This is a genomic window from Streptomyces sp. NPDC051320, from assembly GCF_040682175.1.
Classification (GTDB): domain Bacteria; phylum Actinomycetota; class Actinomycetes; order Streptomycetales; family Streptomycetaceae; genus Streptomyces.
Genome location: NZ_JBFBAL010000009.1, coordinates 322,928 through 338,815 on the forward strand (window position 1 = coordinate 322,928; position 15,888 = coordinate 338,815).

Consider the following 15,888-nt stretch of genomic DNA (forward strand, 5'->3'; position numbering starts at 1 on the left):
CGTCTGGGGAGACGCCGGTGGGGGTGAATTGATGCGGAATCTCCCGGCTTTCACATTGGCCGGATACGAAAAGGGCCGCGGCAAGCTGGTGCAGGCCCTCTGGTTCGCCGTGCTGAACACCGTCTTCATGGCGTGGTTCTGTCCGGCGCGGCTCCGGGTCGCACTGCTGCGGGCCTTCGGCGCGACCATCGGCGAGGGCGTCCTCATCCGGCACCGGGTGCGGGTCCTGTGGCCCTGGAAGCTGACGGTCGGCGACCACAGCTGGATCGGCGAGGGCGCCTGGCTGCTCAATCTGGAGCCGATCACCATCGGTGCGCATGTCTGTGTCTCGCAGGAGGCGCTGCTGTGCACCGGAAGTCATGATCACCGCGCCGCCGACTTCCGTTACCGCAATGCGCCGGTCGTGGTGAAGGACGGCGCCTGGGTCGCCACCCGTGCCACCGTCCTGGCCGGCGTCACCATCGGCGCGCACGCCGTCGCCGGCGCGGGAACCGTCGTGCACCGGGACCTCCCGGACCTCACCCTGCAGACGGCCGACGGCAGACGGCCGGTGGAGGAACCCGCATGAGTCCGCTGAGAGTCCTGCACGTCGTCACCCTGCACAGCCCGAGCCACGCCTTCGGCGGCCCGGTCCGGGTGGCACTCAATCTCTCCCGGGGGCTCCGGGAGCGCGGCCACGACGCGCGGCTGCTCGCGCTCGGCGACGGGTTCGAAGGACCGCTGCCCACCGAGGTCGAGGGCGTGCCCGCCCGGCTCTTCCAGGCCCGCAGGCTGCTGCCGCTGGGTTTCAGCGGCATCACGTCGCCCGCCCTGCTCGCGACCGCCGGCCGCTCGGTCCGGCAGGCCGACGTCGTCCATGTCCACCTCGCCCGCGACCTGGTGACCCTGCCGGTCGCTCTTGCCGCGCTGCGCGCCGGTAAGCCGCTGGTGCTCCAGACTCACGGCATGGTCGACCCCAGTGACCGGCTGCTGGCCAAGGTGCTGGACGCGCTCGCCGTGCGCAGGCTGCTCCGCCGGGCGTCGGCGGTGCTGTATCTGACCGGGCACGAGCGCAAGGGCCTCGAAGCCGTTGCCGGACCGTCCACGCCGGTCAACACGACGCGGCTGGTCAACGGGGTGCCGGCGCAGGAACCGCGCCCGGCCCCGTCGAGCGCGCCGCGTCTTCTCTACGCGGCCCGGCTGCAAGCCCGCAAGCGGCCGCAGGACTTCGTGGCCGCGGTCCCGGAGATCCTGCGCCACCATCCGGACGCCCGGTTCGTGGTGGCAGGACCCGACGAGGGCGAACTCGCCTCCGTACAGGCGCTGGTCGGGGAACTCGGAGTGGCGGAGCGGGTGAGCTGTCCCGGGCCTCTGTCCGGCACCGAGATGCTCAGCGAACTGCGGGCGGCGCACGTCTATGTGCTGCCGTCGGTCGACGAGCCCTTCCCGATGTCGGTTCTGGAGGCGCTGTCGGTCGGCACACCCGTCGTCGTCACCCGCTCCAACGGGCTGGCGCACGACATCGAGGAGGCGGGCGCGGGCCGGGTGGTCGCCGACGCGTCCGGGATCGCTCCGGCCGTGCGCGAACTGCTGGATCCCGTCGTGAACGAAAGAGCCTCCGTGGCGGCCCGCAAGCTGGCCACGGAGGCGTTCTCGATGGACGCCGTGCTCGACACACTGCTCGCCGTGTACGACAGGTGTTACGCGGGCACCCAGGCGTAACACCCGGACGAGGTGAACTCCCGGGTTCCGGCCGGGACCTTCGCCCTGACCGGCCCCTTCGCTCCGTTCGAGGGCCCCGAGGCGAGGATCTTGCCCCCGCTGCCGGTGGCCCGCCAGGTGCAGTCGGAGCTGGTGGTCAGCGCCCGGTAGCTCCCGGCGGCGGGCTTCTTGCGGGTGCCGTCGGGGAAGCCGGCGTCGGCCGCATCGAGCACCGGCTTCTGGTCCGGGCAGAGATGAGTGATGGCGGCCTTCGCGTCGGGAATGTCGCCCGCGATCACCGCACCCACTGCGGCGTCCCGGTCGTGCTTGGCGGTCCGGGCCACCCGCTGGCATGTTTCCTGGCCGGTCTGCAGCACGGCCGCCGGGTCCATGTTCTTCGGCACCCGGCCGCTCAGGTAAGCCTTGTCCTTCTTGCTGAACGAGCCGGTGGCCGGGGTGATCTCGGCGTCCGGCAGGACCGGGCCCAGGGAAGGTGAAGGGTCCGGGCTCGGGCTCGTTTCGGTCTCCGGGTCCGGGATACTCCGGGTCGGAGCGGGACTGCTCGTGGCACCGGCCGCCGCGTCGCTGTCGTGGTGCGAGGACCCGGAGGAACTGCAGGCGGATACGGCGATGAGGGCGGCCAGCACGGCCGCGGCGGCCGCCGGGCGCCGGCGAAGTGGACGCATGGTGTGGCTCCTGTGGTACGGGGTGGTGCGGGCCGGGCGAAAGGGGAATCGGCGGTGCGGGGTCCGGCGGACCGGACCCCGCACGCTGTCATTGCGTTGCCGTCACCGGCGCGACTACGGCGCGCCGAAGGTCAGCACGAGCTGCGGGGTGCCGTCGTTGGCGGTGGCCTCGCTGGACCACAGCCACAGCGAATCCGTGCCCGTACTCGTCAGCGCCAGGCTGTATGAACTGCCCAGCGAGGAGGAGAGCGCGGCCGTGTCGAGCGACGCCGAGTAGACGGTCGAGCCGTCCGTGGCGCCGCTCAGCGTGCCCAGGGTGCCGGAGCCCAGTGCGGGCCGGTTGTTGTACGTCAGTGCCGTCTCCGTCCACGCCCCGGAGACCGGTACGACGGACTGGCTGTCCGCCGATCCGCCGCCGGACTGGGTCGAGGTCTTCACCGAGAGCCTGGCGCTCTTCAGCACCGTGCCGGCCGGGGCCGACGGCAGGGTGAAGTGGAAGTAGGACGCGTACGCCGAAGTACCGCGCACGGCGAGCGAGCTCGACGTGCCGTAGTTGGTGTTCGGGGCGCCCGCGTTGGCGTAGGTGTCGTCGGTTGCCGGGACCGTGCTGACGGTGTCGGCGGGGGCGCTCGCCAGCTGGTAGTGGTGCGTCACCTGCTGGGCGGAGAGCGCCGACGGGTAGATCGCCGTGTCGTCGATCTGTCCGGCGAAGAAGTTGCTGGTCGGCTGCTGCGGCCAGCCGTTCAACTGGTCACCGCCGACCCGCCAGTAGCCGGTGTAGGCCTGGTTGCCGGTCACGTTGCCGGAGTCCTTGAGCGCACCGTCGACGTAGAGCTTCATGCCGGACGAGTCCTGCGTGGCGACCACGTGGTGCCAGTCGCCGTCGTTGTACGAACCTGACGTGGAAATGGTCCGCGTCCCGCCCGTGTACACGCCGAAGACCAGGTTTCCGGCGTTCGTCATGTAGATGTGTTTGTCGTAGTTGCCGCTGGTCTTGGTGGTGTTGTTACCGAAGCCGACGAGTTTGCCGCCCCGGTCGGTGGTCGTCCTGAACCAGGTCTCGACGGAGTAGGCGCCGGGCACGGTGGACGGCCGGTCGCTGTACACCGCCTGGTCGGTGCCGTCGAACCCGATCGCCGTACTCGGGCCGTTGACGGCGGCCGGCGTCTGCCGCAATGAGGGTCCGTTCAGCTGGATGCCACTGTTGTCCGATGACGACGAGTCCCCGATGAAGGGGCTGATCGACTCGTCGTAGCGCCAGTACTGCGTGGCGCCGTCGTCGATCACGGCGCTGGGATAGGCCTCCGCGGAGGCGGGCACGGTCACCGTTACCGTGGGCGAGAGCCCGCTGGCGTTGCCTGCCGCGTCCGTGGCCGTCACCCGGTAGCTGTACGTCTGCCCCGCCGTGACGTCGGTGTCCGTGAAGGACATCTGCGGCCGGGACCACCACAGCGAGTCGCCGTCCGCGGTGTGGATCGGAGTCGACGAGCCGTTGCGGTAGACCTTGTACGTCAGCTTGCTGTCGTCCAGGTCGGTGCTGGAGCGCCAGCGCACCTGAACGGTGCCGGGCTTGATGCTTGCGGCGCTGACCTGCGGCACGCCGGGGACACCGGTGTCGGGACTCGAGGCGAAGCGGGTCAGACCCTGGGCGGGAGCGGCGTTGACCGTGGTGAACTCACCACCCACCCACAGGTACTTGGTGGATCCGCTGTCCGAGACGGCCAGGGCGCGCGGGCCGATGCTCTCACCCAGACCGTCGTTGGTGTTGGGGAACCAGCCGAGCTTCCCCACGCTCGTGGTGGGCTGCGCCAGCAGATGATTGCGCTTGCCGTCGGGGAACTCACCCACGCTGGAGCAGTCGTGGGCGTGTGAGGCGCTGTAGAGGACGCTCTCGTACGACAGCACCGCCTGCGTCGCGCCCAGGCAGGTGTCGCGCCAGCGCTGGTCGAGGTCACTGAGGTTCAGTGCGATGCGCCCGTCGAAGACCCCGCCGCCCGTCCCCTCGTTGCCGGTGTAGAACCCGGTGGCGTCGGTGCCGATGGTCTTGACGACCGAGTTCGTCTCGATGAAGTTCGGGTACGTCTTGACGTTGTCACCGGTGGTGGCGTCCACGACGGCGAGAGCGTGCGAGTCCGAGCCGTTGACCGTGAAGAAGTCACCGCCCAGCACCACGTCCTTCCCGTCGGGCGTGACCGCGACGGCCCGTCCCGGCAGGTCCACATTGGCCGTGAACGGCCGAAGCGCCCCGGTGCCGCTGTCCACCGCGGCGTACCGCTGCCGGGTCTCCCCCTGAACGGTTCCGAAGTCACCGCCCGCGTACACCGTGTCGTCGGTGACGGCGAGGGCGCGAACGGTCGCGCTGAAGCTCGGGTGGAAGTCCGCCTTGGGCGTGCAGGTGGCGATGTCGATGGCCGCCAGGCTGCTCACCTCTACACCGTTGACCGCGCTGAAGTAACCGCCCGCGTAGAGCGTCTTCTTGTCCGGCGAGACGACCAGCGAGCGGACCGTTGCCGAACCGCTGCCGATCGTGAACGAGAGATGGCAGGGCGTGGGCGCGCCGGTCGCGGCGTTCATCGCCACGAAGTTGACCGCGTCCTGCGCCGTGCCGCTGCCCCCCTCCGGCGGCCTGACCTGCGAGAAGGTGCCTCCGACGAAGACAGTCCCCTGCGCCTCCGCCAGTGCCCAGACGATGCCGTTGGTCTGCCAGGTCGGCAGATCGTCGGCGGTGAACGCCACCGGAGGTGTCACCGCCGCAGCCGGCGGCGCGACGGTCACCCCCAAGCCGGCGATGACGCTCAGGATGAGGGCAGCCGAAAGCCCCCGGGATCTACCCATGTACTTACCCCCCAGGCGTGAAAGCCCAGATATATGGCCTGATGTGGCCCAACTGACATGTATATTGGCGCACCTTGCGGCGGAAGGACACGTGATCCGCCACACTTGACCAATCCGGTACCGATTGGGGTCCGCGCGTCGCAAGCGGATCAGCGGTCGATACGCACCGTGGCGCCGGCCAACTGGTCCTCGACCTGACGCAGATCGGCGTCCACCATGATCCCGGCCAGCTCCGCCACCAGTACCGACGGCTTCCAGCCGAGCAGTTGACGCGCCTTGCCCGGATCGCCGATGAGCGCGTCGACCTCGCTGGGACGCTCGTACTTCGGGTCGTACCTGACGTACTCGTTCCAGTCCAGGCCCACATGGGAGAAGGCCGTCTCGACGAACTCCCGCACGGTGGCGGCGACTCCGGTCGCCACCACGTAGTCGGTGGGCTCGTCGTGCTGGAGCATCCGCCACATCGCGTCGACGTACTCGGGGGCGTAACCCCAGTCGCGTACCGCGTCCAGATTGCCCATGTACAGGCGGTCCTGGAGGCCCGCCTTGATCCGGGCCACCGCCCGGGTCACCTTGCGCGTCACGAAGGTTTCGCCACGGCGCGGTGACTCGTGGTTGAAGAGGATCCCGTTGACGGCGAACATGTCGTATGCCTCGCGGTAGTTGACGGTGGTCCAGTAGCCGAAGACCTTCGCCGCACCGTACGGGCTGCGGGGGTGGAAGGGGGTCTGCTCGTTCTGCGGCGGCGGGGTGGAGCCGAACATCTCGGAGGACGAGGCCTGGTAGTAGCGGGTCTCGACACCGCTGGCCCGGATGGCCTCGAGCAGCCGCAGCGCGCCGAGCCCGGTGACGTCACCGGTGTACAGCGGCGCGTCGAAGGAGACCCGGACATGGGACTGGGCGCCCAGGTTGTACACCTCGTCGGGTCTGATGTCCCGCATCAGGTTCACCAGGGCGACACCGTCGGACAGGTCCGCGTGGTGCAGTACGAAGGACCGGTTGGCCTGCTGCGGGTCCTGGTAGATGTGGTCGATCCGCTCGGTGTTGAAGCTGGACGACCGGCGGACCAGTCCATGGACGGTGTACCCCTTGGAGAGCAGCAGCTCCGCCAGATAGGAACCGTCCTGCCCGGTGACTCCGGTGATCAGTGCGGACTTGCTCATACGAAACGTCCCTCCCTTGCAGACCGGCGCACGGCCGGCCCGTCCCCCATGGTTATGTTGTGATTTGAGAAAGAAGTCAGGATCTTGTGCACACTGAGGGTCTTCGCCCTGGCATGATCCGACCCATGACTGAATCGCTGCTTCTGCCAGAGGGCGCCCGCATATTCGTCGCCGGTCACCGTGGTCTGGTCGGGTCCGCCGTGGCGCGCCGGCTCACCGCCGATGGCTACCGGGTACTCACCCGGGACCGCACCGAGCTGGATCTGCGCGACGCCGCGCGGACCGCGGACCACCTGAAGGACATGCGACCCGACGCGGTGGTGCTGGCCGCTGCCAAGGTCGGCGGCATCATGGCGAACAGCACCTACCCCGTCCAGTTCATCGAGGAGAACCTGCAGATCCAGCTGAGCGTGATCGCCGGAGCGCACCGGGCCGGCGTCGGCAGGCTCCTCTTCCTCGGCTCGTCCTGCATCTACCCGAAGCTCGCCCCGCAGCCGATCAGCGAGGACGCCCTGCTGACCGGCCCCCTGGAGCCCACCAACCAGGCGTACGCCCTCGCGAAGATCGCCGGGATCGTGCAGATCCAGTCCTACCGTCAGCAGTACGGCGCCTCGTACATCTCCGCCATGCCGACCAACCTCTACGGGCCCGGCGACAACTTCGACCTGGAGACCTCGCACGTGCTGCCCGCGCTGATCCGCCGCTTCCACGAGGCGCGCGAGGAGGGCAGGGATGCGGTGACCCTCTGGGGATCCGGTTCGCCGCGCCGGGAGTTCCTCCATGTCGACGACCTCGCCGCCGCCTGCACACTGCTGTTGCGTGCCTACGACGGCGACGAACCGGTGAACGTGGGCTGTGGGACGGACCTCACCATCCGCGAACTCGCCGAGACCGTCGCCGATGTGACCGGGTTCGCCGGGCGCATCGACTGGGACACCGCCAAGCCCGACGGAACCCCCCGCAAACTGCTGGACGTCACGCGACTGAGCTCCCTCGGCTGGAAGCCGGGCGTCCCGCTGCGCGACGGCATCGCCGCGACCTACGCCTCGTGGCAGCGCGGCTGAGCGGCAGCGCCGGAGCGCGGCCCGCCCCGGGTTCGGTGTCATCGGCTCGGCTCTCTCAGTACGCCCCGCGACCGTCGACGACGGCGCGGAGCGTACGGGCCATGACGTCGACGTCGCTGGTGAACGACCAGTTGTCGACGTACTGAAGGTCCAGCTGGATCGTTTCGTCCCAGGAGAGGTCGGAGCGCCCGCTGATCTGCCACAGTCCGGTCATGCCGGGCCGGACCGCGAGCCGTCGTGCCTCCACCTCGTTGTAGAGGGCGACCTCCTCGGGCAACGGCGGACGCGGACCCACCAGCGACATGTCGCCGCGCACCACATTGACCAGCTGCGGGAACTCATCGAGGGAAGCCCGGCGCAGCAGGCGCCCGACGCCGGTCACCCGCGGGTCGCGCCGCATCTTGAACATCGGCCCTTCGACCTCGTTCACGGCGGCCAGTTCGGCCTTGCGGGAGTCCGCGTCCCGGTGCATGGTGCGGAACTTCCACATCACGAAGGGAGTGCCGGCCTGGCCGATCCGTTCCTGCCGGTAGAACACCGGGCCCGCCGAGTTCAGCCTGACCGCCAGGGCGATCAGCAGGAACAGGGGCGAGAGGAAGACGAGGCCCAGTGCGGCACCGGCCCGGTCCATCACGGACTTGAGCACCGGCTGCACACCGCGGCGCACCGGCGGCACGATCCGCAGCAGGGCCATTCCCGCCGCCGATGTCGTCTGCAGACGTTTGACGGATATCTCCACCAGGCCGGGAGCCAGCGCGAGTTCCATGCCCGCGTCGTGCAGGGCCCAGGACAGCCGCCGGAGCCGCTCGCCCGACATGCTGGCTCCCGGCGCGACCATCACGACGTCGGCCTGCAACTCCTGAGCGGTGGCGAGCAGTGGCCGGGTGTCCTCGCTGGTGGCGACGGGGCTGCCGAAGGTCATCCGACCGGCCAGCCTGGTCCCGCTGGTGATCTCGCCCGCGCCGAGCGCCACGATGCCGACCACGATGTACGGGTGGTCCGTACGGCCCGCCAGGTGATCGGCCACGTCGTCGGCCGCCGAGGGCTCGCCTATCACCAGGACACGGGTCACCACCTGCGCCTTGCGGCGCGCCGAGGCGAGGTGGCGGTAGGTCAGTTTGCGGCACACCAGGGTGAGCAGCAGCGACGGCAGAAGCGCGGCCAGGCAGAGCAGCGGCCCGTGGCGCAGGTCCGCGGCGGCGCGGCAGACGGCGAGCACGCCCAGCAGGATCAGCCAGTCGTGCAGCACGGGCAGCGCGCCCCGGGACTCACCCATGGGTCGCTCGGCGTACCGGTGCCGGAACGTATGGATGCTCAGCCAGGCGAGCGCGGCGACCGCGGCCGACCGCAGGGCGTACGGCTGGCTTTCGGCGCGGAAGAGCAGCGCCACCGGCAGCGCCGTGCCGGTGACGTCGGTGAACAGTGCGATCGGCAGATACCACCGCGATTTGAGGCGCATCCCATGCTGGACCGCACCCGATGTGGTGCGGACCCCGGACGCACCTGTTTCAGGCGTGCTGACATGCCACATGTACCCCCCCGGCACGTGTTGACTGGCTTCGTCCCGTTCGTCGATTCCCCGATCGACGAACAGGCGTCGCAACAGGGAACAGTACGACAAACTTGAGATCGCACAATGCCGTTTACGTAAACCTTGTGACCGATTGACCCCCGGTTTCTCTGAAGGCGGGGTGTCAAGGACGTGTTGATCCCGTGTAAATCGGTCCTATGATCGCCCATGCACCCGTATGCGTGCATGCGCTGTGGGAGGGGCCGTGGGGGCGGCAGAGATGCCAGGGGGAAACCGATGACGAAAGAAACCGAGGACGGCGCAGCAGCACCGGCTCCTGTGCCGGTACGCCGCCGCTCCCGGAAGCGGAAGGTGCTCCTGGGGGTCGCTGCGCTGCTCGCCGTGGGGGTCATCGCGGCCGGTGGCGTCGGATGGTGGGCCGTCGACCACTACACCGACCGGGTCGAGCGCATCCCGAACGCGTTCCCGACCCACCTGCCCGCTGCCGCGCAGCCGTCGGCGAGTGCCGGCGGAGAGACCTTTCTGCTCGTCGGCGTCGACAGCAGGTCCGACCTGCCCACCACAGGCAAGAACGCCAAGGCCCCGGAGTGGACCTACGGGGCGCAGCGCAGCGACACCATGATGCTGGTCCACCTGCCGAAGGACCACTCGAGCGCCTACGTGGTGTCCCTGCCCCGGGACTCCTGGGTGGACATCCCGGGGCACGGCACGGCCAAGCTCAACGCCGCCTTCTCCTGGGGCGGACCTCCGCTGCTCATCGACACGGTCCAGCGGCTGACGGATGTGAAGGTCGATCACCTCGCGGTCATCGACTGGGACGGTTTCAAGCGGCTCACGGACGCGGTGGGCGGAGTCGACCTCACCGTCGACGGAACCCGGCGTCATATGAACGGCACTCAGGCGCTGGTGTACGTCCGCGAGCGGCACAGCCTGCCCCGTGGTGACCTCGACCGCACCCACCGACAGCAGTACTTCCTGCGCGCGGTGCTCAGCAAGGTGATGGACCCCGGCACGCTGAGCAATCCGCTGAAAGCCGGCCAGGTACTGAGCAGGCTGACCGAGAGCGTCAGCGTGGACGACCGTCTCGGCAATGGCGACCTGCGCGATCTGCTGTGGAGCTCACGGGGCATCAGGCCGGCCGGCATGGTGTTCATGAATGCTCCGGTGACCGGCACCGGCATGATCAAGGGACAGTCGGTCGTCCTGCTGGACCGGACCAAGGACCGTATTTTGTGGGACGCGATGCGGAAGGACAGCCTCAAGGCCTACGTCGCTGGTCACCGCACGGACCGCCTCGGCGCCAGCACACCGTGATGGCGCTGTGCGGCCCCGGCCCGACGGCGGAGGCTGTTGTACTGGGGGCGTGATTCGGCTCTACTACTGCCCAACCCCCGCAACGCGGACGGGGTCCCGGAAGGAACGATGATGGCGGATGCGCCGCTACGATCCTTGACGCACCGACGCCCCCGGGCCGGCCGGCGGCGTCTGCTGCCGGGCCTCGCGCTGGGGCTGCTGCTCATCGGCCTGCTGGCCGGAAGCGGCATGGCCTGGTCCCCGATGGGCGGTGACGGCAAGAAGACTCCGGCGGCCGCACCCGGAAGCGTACCGGGGGCCGCGGGGCCACGCGGCCACGCGCTGCCCTTCGATCTGCCCTCGCCGGCCGTGCTGCACGGCAGTAAGCACCTGGTGTTCGCGCACTACTTCACGCCGTATCCACTGTCACTGGACAATCAGCCGGCCGACCGGGACTACTACAGCCGCAACTACCTGACGGCGCAGGGCGAGAACGGCAAGCACGAGGAGTACGGGGGCCTGCTGCGGGACCGGCCGCTGCCCGTGCCGCAGCAGAGCGGCGACTGGCAGCTGGCCAACCTGCAGCAGGAGGTCCGGACGGCCGCCGACGCCGGTATCGACGGATTCAGCGTCGACATCCTGTCCCTGTCCGGTCCGAACTGGGACCGGGTGACCCGGCTGATCGAGGCGGCGGCCTCGGTCGACCCCCATTTCCGGATCATGCTGATGCCGGACATGACCTCGCTGCGGACCGACCCCACGACCCTGGCGGATGCCCTGGCGGGCCTGGCTCAGTCACCGTCCGTGCACCGGCTCGGGGACGGCAGGCTGGTGGTCTCCCCGTTCAAGGCAGAGGCGCACTATCCCGGCTGGTGGTCGCAGATGACCGCACGGCTGGAGCAGCGGCACGGCATCAGGACGGCGCTGGTCCCGCTGTTCCTGAACTTCACGGCGAACGCCGAGCGGTTCGCGCCGATCAGTTACGGCTTCTCCGAGTGGGGCAGCCGCAGCTACCGGGGCCAGGCCGGCGCCACAGCGGACACCGCGCTGGCCCATCGCCTCGGCAAGGTCTGGATGCAACCGGTCTCGGTGCAGGACACCCGGCCCAACCAGGGCGTCTACGACGAGGCGGGCAACACGGCCACACTGCGCGCCACCTGGGGGCACGCGATCGGTGACGACGCGGACTGGGTCCAGCTCACCACCTGGAACGACTACTCCGAAGGCAGCCAGTTCGCACCCTCGTTGCACAACGGGTACGCCTATCTCGATCTCTCCTCGTACTACCTGACCCGTTTCAAGACCGGCGCCTGGCCGCGGATCGTCCGCGACACGGTGTATCTGACATCGCGTGTCCAGTTCGCTGCGGCGGTACCTCCGGCGGGCGCCGAGCAACTGCTGATGAGCCCACGGGGCGGGTCGGCGCCCCCACGGGACATGGTCGAGGCACTGACCTTCCTGACCGCGCCCGCGAGCGTGGACACCGTGGTCGGCGCCGACCACCAGAGCCAACCGGCTCCCGCCGGTGTCCACCCCACCCTGGTGCCGCTGCACCCGGGTTGGAGCTCCGCCGTCGTGCGCCGCGCCGGACACCAGGTGGCCAAGGTCGCCGCGCGCCACCCGGTGGCGGCCCAGGTGGATGTGCAGGACCTCCAGTACTACGCCGCCAGCAGCGGACGCCCCGGCACTCCTTGACGACAGCCGTGATGGCGGCCTGACACCGGTCCCGGAATGGACTGCGGCCCGAGCTGCTCACTGCGACGGAGATGTCGCCGGCCAGAAGCCGTCAGGCTTCCAGCGCGGGAGAGGTCTCGAGGTAGCCGTCGCGCGATGGCAGCTCCTCAGCGCCGTCTGCGACACCCCCCTGACGGTGGCCCGGGCAGCACGCCGTCTGGGGGTGGCCCGCCAAGGCGTGCAGCGCATCGCCAGCGACCTCGTCCGCGAGGAACTCGCCACCTTTCGGGCCAATCCCGATCACCGGAGTTCACCGCTGCTGGAACTCACGCCCGCCGGCAGCCACGTACTCGACGCCATCACGGTGCGCGCCGCTGAAGCCCACCGTGCGCTGGCCGCCGACATTCCGGTCGGCGAGATCGCCGCCGCCCGCAGCCTGCTGCGGCGCATCGTCGAAGAAGTACGACGCCACCAGGCCGACGATCGGCACTGAGCCGGCTCACCCGGCCGGCATCGTCTCCGGCAGGCCGAGTGCGGCGGAGACATGGCGCCAGATGGAGGTGAGCGCCGTGTCCAGGGTGACGGTGGGATCACGCAGCATCAGGCGGATGCCGTAGCCGTCGCTGAGGGACAGGACGAGTGTGCTGAGGTCGTCCACGTCGGTCGGCGTGAACTCGCCCGCGGCGATGCCGCGCCGCACCGCGTCGGCCACCCATGCGTGCAGTTGCGCGTACAGGTCCACGGCGAAGACGCGGGTCGTCTCGTCGCGCAGCGCCCGGGCCCACAGTTCCTGCCACAGTCGCCAGTCCTGGTGCAGTTCCGGGTCGGTCGGCAGCAGGTTACGCAGGATCCGGGCCAGGATGACCGCCGCCGGCGCCGTCCCCGCGTCGCGTTCGACATCGACCGCGGTGTGCGCGAAGGAGTGGGTCATCGCCTCGGTGAACAGCTTCTCGCGCGTGTCGAAGTGGTAGTGCAACAGCGCGGTCGACACACGTGCCCGCTCGGCGACCATGCGCATCCGGATCTTCTCGAAGCCGGTCTCCGCAATGACCTCGCAGGCTGCGCTCAGGATGCGCTCGCGCGTGTCTGCCGTGCGCACCTTGGTCGACACCCGGCGGCCTCCCTCGTTCGATGGACGTACGACGTTCTCATCTTTCCTCACGGTCGCTCCGCCGTTACCGCCGCCTCTCGCTGCGGCTGTCCCGCGTACGTGTGGAAGCCGCGCCCCGGCTTCCTTCCCAGCAGGCCCGCATCCACCATGCGGGACAACAGGGTCGGGGGCGAGTGCAGCGGCTCACGGAACTCCGCGTACAGCGACCCGGCGATGTCGCGCGTGGTGTCCAGGCCGATCAGGTCCGTCAGGGCCGGCGGGCCGAGCGGGTGCGTGCAGCCCAGGGGCGAGTCTGCCGGTGACGAAGGACTCAGCCCGTGCCGTGGTCTCGGCGGAGGTGAGAAGTGACGGGGCGAGCTCGATCAGCCGCAGCACCGGGACGGGGTTGAAGGAGTGCTCCGCCATCCGTGCTCTCCTTGATCCCTATCGTGGCTGTGTCAGGCGGTGGGCAGGTCCAGGACCCCGGTGCCGCGCCTGACGAGTTCGTTGGCGATGATCAGCCGCTGGATCTCGGAGGTGCCCTCCCAGATGCGGTCGACGCGCAGCTCGCGGTAGAGCCGTTCCACGGCGTACGCGCGGTCGTAGCCGCGTCCACCGTGGATCTGCAGGCACCGGTCGATGACCCGGCCCGAGGCCTCGCTCGCCGCGAGTTTGGCGATGGCCGCCTTGGCGTGCAGCGTCTTGCGGTCCTCGGAGGACGCCAGGTCGGCCTCCCAGGCGACCTGGTGGGTGTAGGCGCGGTTGACGGCGATGTCGACGGCGCAGTCGGCGAGCATGCCCTGGATCAGCTGGTACGAGGCGATGGGCGCCCCGAACTGTTCGCGTTCCACGGCCCAGTCGCGGGACAGCTCCAGGGCACGCTCCGCCGCGCCGGTGGTGCGCGCCGCGATCATCAGGCGCTCCTCGGTGAACCAGGAGCGGGTGATGTCGTATCCCTCGCCGATGCCGCCGAGTACGGCGTCCTCCTCCACCTGGACGTCGGTGAAGGTGAACTCGGGGTGCTCGTAGACGAATGTGTGCATGAACCGAGGTACGCGCGTCATCTCGATGCCGGGGGTGTCCTTGTCGACGAGGAACAGTGTCGGGGCGCGCTCCGGTCCCGCCGCGGCGAGCACGATCATGAAGTCGGCGTGGTCGCCGACGGTCACGAACCACTTCTCGCCATTGAGGAACCAGCCCCGGTCGTTCTTGGTGGCGGTGGTGGCCAGGTTCTGCGGGTCCGAACCTGCGCCGGGCTCGGTGACGGCGTAGCAGTCGCGCCGCTCGCCCCTGATCACCGGTATCAGGAAGCGCTCGCGCTGCTCGGGGGTGCAGAACCTCAGCGCGTTGGCGGGCCGCCACACCATGTCCCAGAGAGCGCCGGTGAGGCGGCCAAACTCCTCCTGAACGGTGGCCTGTTCGGCGATGGTGAGTCCGGCGCCGCCCCATTCGGCCGGCATGTTGACGGCCTGGAGTCCCGCGTCGAGGACCGCGTCCCGGATCCGGGCGTGCGCGTCGGCGGGCAGGCCGTTGTCCTCCTCGCACTGCTGCTCGTAGGTGGCGATGAGGTCGGTGAGGGCGCGCGCGTCCGCCTTGAGTCGGGCTTGGCGGGGGGTGAGGCGGAAGTCCATGAAAGTCCTCGCTGTTCGGTGCGGGGTGCGAAAGGGCTCGGGGGTCAGTACGTGGGCAGGGCCAGGGCGCGCGTACCGCGTTTGATCAAATCGTTGGCGATGATCAGCCGCTGGATCTCGGAGGTGCCCTCCCAGATGCGGTCGACGCGCAGTTCGCGGTACATGCGTTCGACCGGGTAGTTCCGGTCGTACCCGCGTCCGCCGAAGATCTGCAGGCAGCGGTCGGCGACCCGGCCGGCCGCCTCGCTGGCGGCGAGTTTGGCGGTGGATGCCTTGGCGTGCAGCGTCTTGCGGTCGGTCTGCGGCTGGTCGGCCTCCCAGGCGACCTGGTGGGTGTAGGCGCGGTTGACGGCGATGTCGACGGCGCAGTCGGCGAGCATGCCCTGGATCAGCTGGTACGAGGCGATGGGCGCCCCGAACTGTTCGCGCTCCACGGCCCAGTCGCGGGCGAGCCGCAGCGCGCGCTCGGCGGCGCCCACGGTGCGCGCCGCGATCATCAGACGCTCGTCGGTGAACCACTCCTTGGTCAGTTCGTAGCCGTTGCCGACGCCTCCGAGCACGTCCTCGTCGGCGACGAAGACCCGGCTGAAGGTGAACTCGGGGTGCCCGTTGACCGCAGAGTGCATGAAGCGGGGCAGGCGGGTCATCTCGACTCCGGGTGCGGCCTTGTCCACGAAGAACAGGGTGGGCAGCCGATCGGGGCCCGCATCCGCCTGCACCAGCAGGAAGTCGGCGATGTCTCCGCAGGTGACGAACCACTTCTCGCCGTCGAGCAGCCAGCCGCCGTCGGTGCGGGTGGCAGTGGAGGTGCCGGAGGAGGGATCGGACCCCGCGCCCGGCTCGGTCACGGCGAACGCGTCGAACCTCTCGCCGCGGATGACCGGCAAAAGATACTTCTCACGTTGCCGCTCGTCACCGTGGGCCAATACGTTGGCGGGCCGCCAGGGGATGTCCCACAGGCAGTTGGTGACCTTGCCGAACTCCTCCTCCACGATGACCTGGTCGAGCAGACTCAGACCGGCACCGCCCCATTCGGCAGGCATGTTGATGGCGTAGACGCCGGCGTCCATGGCGGCTCGGGTCAGTTCGGTGACGAGCTGCTGCGGCAGGGGTCCGCCCGCCTGCTCGGACTGGTCCTCGTACCGCATCAGCAGCCGGGCGTAGTCGGCGGCGCGCCGCTTCAGGGCGGTCTGCTCGGGGGTGTAGCGCATGTCCATGGGGGCCCTTTCGGTGGGGTGACG

At 69.5% G+C, this 15,888-nt stretch carries 13 protein-coding genes and 1 pseudogene; 6 read left to right on the forward strand and 8 right to left on the reverse strand.

The features are described 5' to 3' along the window. Positions 1–31: 31 nt before the first annotated feature. Positions 32–568 carry a WcaF family extracellular polysaccharide biosynthesis acetyltransferase gene (locus AB0M87_RS21880; protein WP_365855350.1) on the forward strand — a complete coding sequence of 179 codons (537 nt, stop codon included), beginning with the start codon at positions 32–34 and terminating at the stop codon, positions 566–568. A gap of 5 nt (positions 569–573) precedes the next feature. Then, on the forward strand, positions 574–1,701 hold the full coding sequence (locus tag AB0M87_RS21885) for a glycosyltransferase (protein WP_365855430.1): 1,128 nt from the start codon (positions 574–576) through the stop codon (positions 1,699–1,701). Here AB0M87_RS21885 and AB0M87_RS21890 read toward each other — a convergent pair. The 3 genes from AB0M87_RS21890 to gmd all read right to left on the reverse strand — a co-directional run bounded on the left by AB0M87_RS21890 (position 1,680) and on the right by gmd (position 6,364). Beyond that, the gene (locus AB0M87_RS21890) at positions 1,680–2,366 is read right to left on the reverse strand and encodes a hypothetical protein (protein ID WP_365855352.1); all 687 of its coding nucleotides are present in this window, start codon (positions 2,364–2,366) and stop codon (positions 1,680–1,682) included. The genes AB0M87_RS21885 and AB0M87_RS21890 overlap by 22 nt on opposite strands. A 114-nt stretch (positions 2,367–2,480) precedes the next feature. Continuing rightward, positions 2,481–5,201 carry a LamG-like jellyroll fold domain-containing protein gene (locus tag AB0M87_RS21895; RefSeq protein WP_365855354.1) on the reverse strand — a complete coding sequence of 907 codons (2,721 nt, stop codon included), beginning with the start codon at positions 5,199–5,201 and terminating at the stop codon, positions 2,481–2,483. Between the two features lie 149 nt (positions 5,202–5,350). After that, complete coding sequence (gene gmd, locus AB0M87_RS21900; protein ID WP_365855356.1) at positions 5,351–6,364, reverse strand: GDP-mannose 4,6-dehydratase; 1,014 nt, start codon at positions 6,362–6,364, stop codon at positions 5,351–5,353. A 125-nt stretch (positions 6,365–6,489) separates the two neighbouring features. Between gmd and AB0M87_RS21905 the strand changes: the two genes are divergently transcribed. Further along, complete coding sequence (locus AB0M87_RS21905; protein ID WP_365855358.1) at positions 6,490–7,428, forward strand: GDP-L-fucose synthase; 939 nt, start codon at positions 6,490–6,492, stop codon at positions 7,426–7,428. Between the two features lie 55 nt (positions 7,429–7,483). Here AB0M87_RS21905 and AB0M87_RS21910 read toward each other — a convergent pair whose 3' ends face one another. Next, positions 7,484–8,887 carry a sugar transferase gene (locus AB0M87_RS21910; protein WP_365855360.1) on the reverse strand — a complete coding sequence of 468 codons (1,404 nt, stop codon included), beginning with the start codon at positions 8,885–8,887 and terminating at the stop codon, positions 7,484–7,486. A gap of 348 nt (positions 8,888–9,235) precedes the next feature. Between AB0M87_RS21910 and AB0M87_RS21915 the strand changes: the two genes are divergently transcribed. The 3 genes from AB0M87_RS21915 to AB0M87_RS21925 all read left to right on the forward strand — a co-directional run bounded on the left by AB0M87_RS21915 (position 9,236) and on the right by AB0M87_RS21925 (position 12,419). Further along, positions 9,236–10,273 (forward strand): LCP family protein, encoded by a 1,038-nt coding sequence (locus tag AB0M87_RS21915; protein WP_365855362.1) that lies wholly within the window; start codon positions 9,236–9,238, stop codon positions 10,271–10,273. Between the two features lie 135 nt (positions 10,274–10,408). After that, positions 10,409–11,947, forward strand: coding sequence for a glycoside hydrolase family 71 protein (locus AB0M87_RS21920; RefSeq protein WP_365855364.1), 1,539 nt, complete (start codon positions 10,409–10,411; stop codon positions 11,945–11,947). Further along, positions 11,892–12,419, forward strand: coding sequence for a MarR family transcriptional regulator (locus tag AB0M87_RS21925; protein WP_365855366.1), 528 nt, complete (start codon positions 11,892–11,894; stop codon positions 12,417–12,419). Before AB0M87_RS21920 ends, AB0M87_RS21925 begins: the two co-directional genes overlap by 56 nt. A gap of 6 nt (positions 12,420–12,425) precedes the next feature. Here AB0M87_RS21925 and AB0M87_RS21930 read toward each other — a convergent pair whose 3' ends face one another. The 4 genes and pseudogenes from AB0M87_RS21930 to AB0M87_RS21945 form a co-directional block, all read right to left on the reverse strand. Continuing rightward, positions 12,426–13,037 carry a TetR/AcrR family transcriptional regulator gene (locus AB0M87_RS21930; RefSeq protein ID WP_365855368.1) on the reverse strand — a complete coding sequence of 204 codons (612 nt, stop codon included), beginning with the start codon at positions 13,035–13,037 and terminating at the stop codon, positions 12,426–12,428. A 47-nt stretch (positions 13,038–13,084) separates the two neighbouring features. After that, positions 13,085–13,433 (reverse strand): annotated as a pseudogene (locus AB0M87_RS21935) (3-hydroxyacyl-CoA dehydrogenase family protein); the annotation flags it as partial. Positions 13,434–13,474: 41 nt separating this feature from the next. Further along, positions 13,475–14,647: an acyl-CoA dehydrogenase family protein gene (locus AB0M87_RS21940; RefSeq protein ID WP_365855370.1), complete on the reverse strand. Its 1,173-nt coding sequence runs from the start codon at positions 14,645–14,647 to the stop codon at positions 13,475–13,477. 44 nt (positions 14,648–14,691) lie between these two features. After that, positions 14,692–15,858 (reverse strand): acyl-CoA dehydrogenase family protein, encoded by a 1,167-nt coding sequence (locus tag AB0M87_RS21945; RefSeq protein ID WP_365855372.1) that lies wholly within the window; start codon positions 15,856–15,858, stop codon positions 14,692–14,694. Positions 15,859–15,888 lie beyond the last annotated feature (30 nt).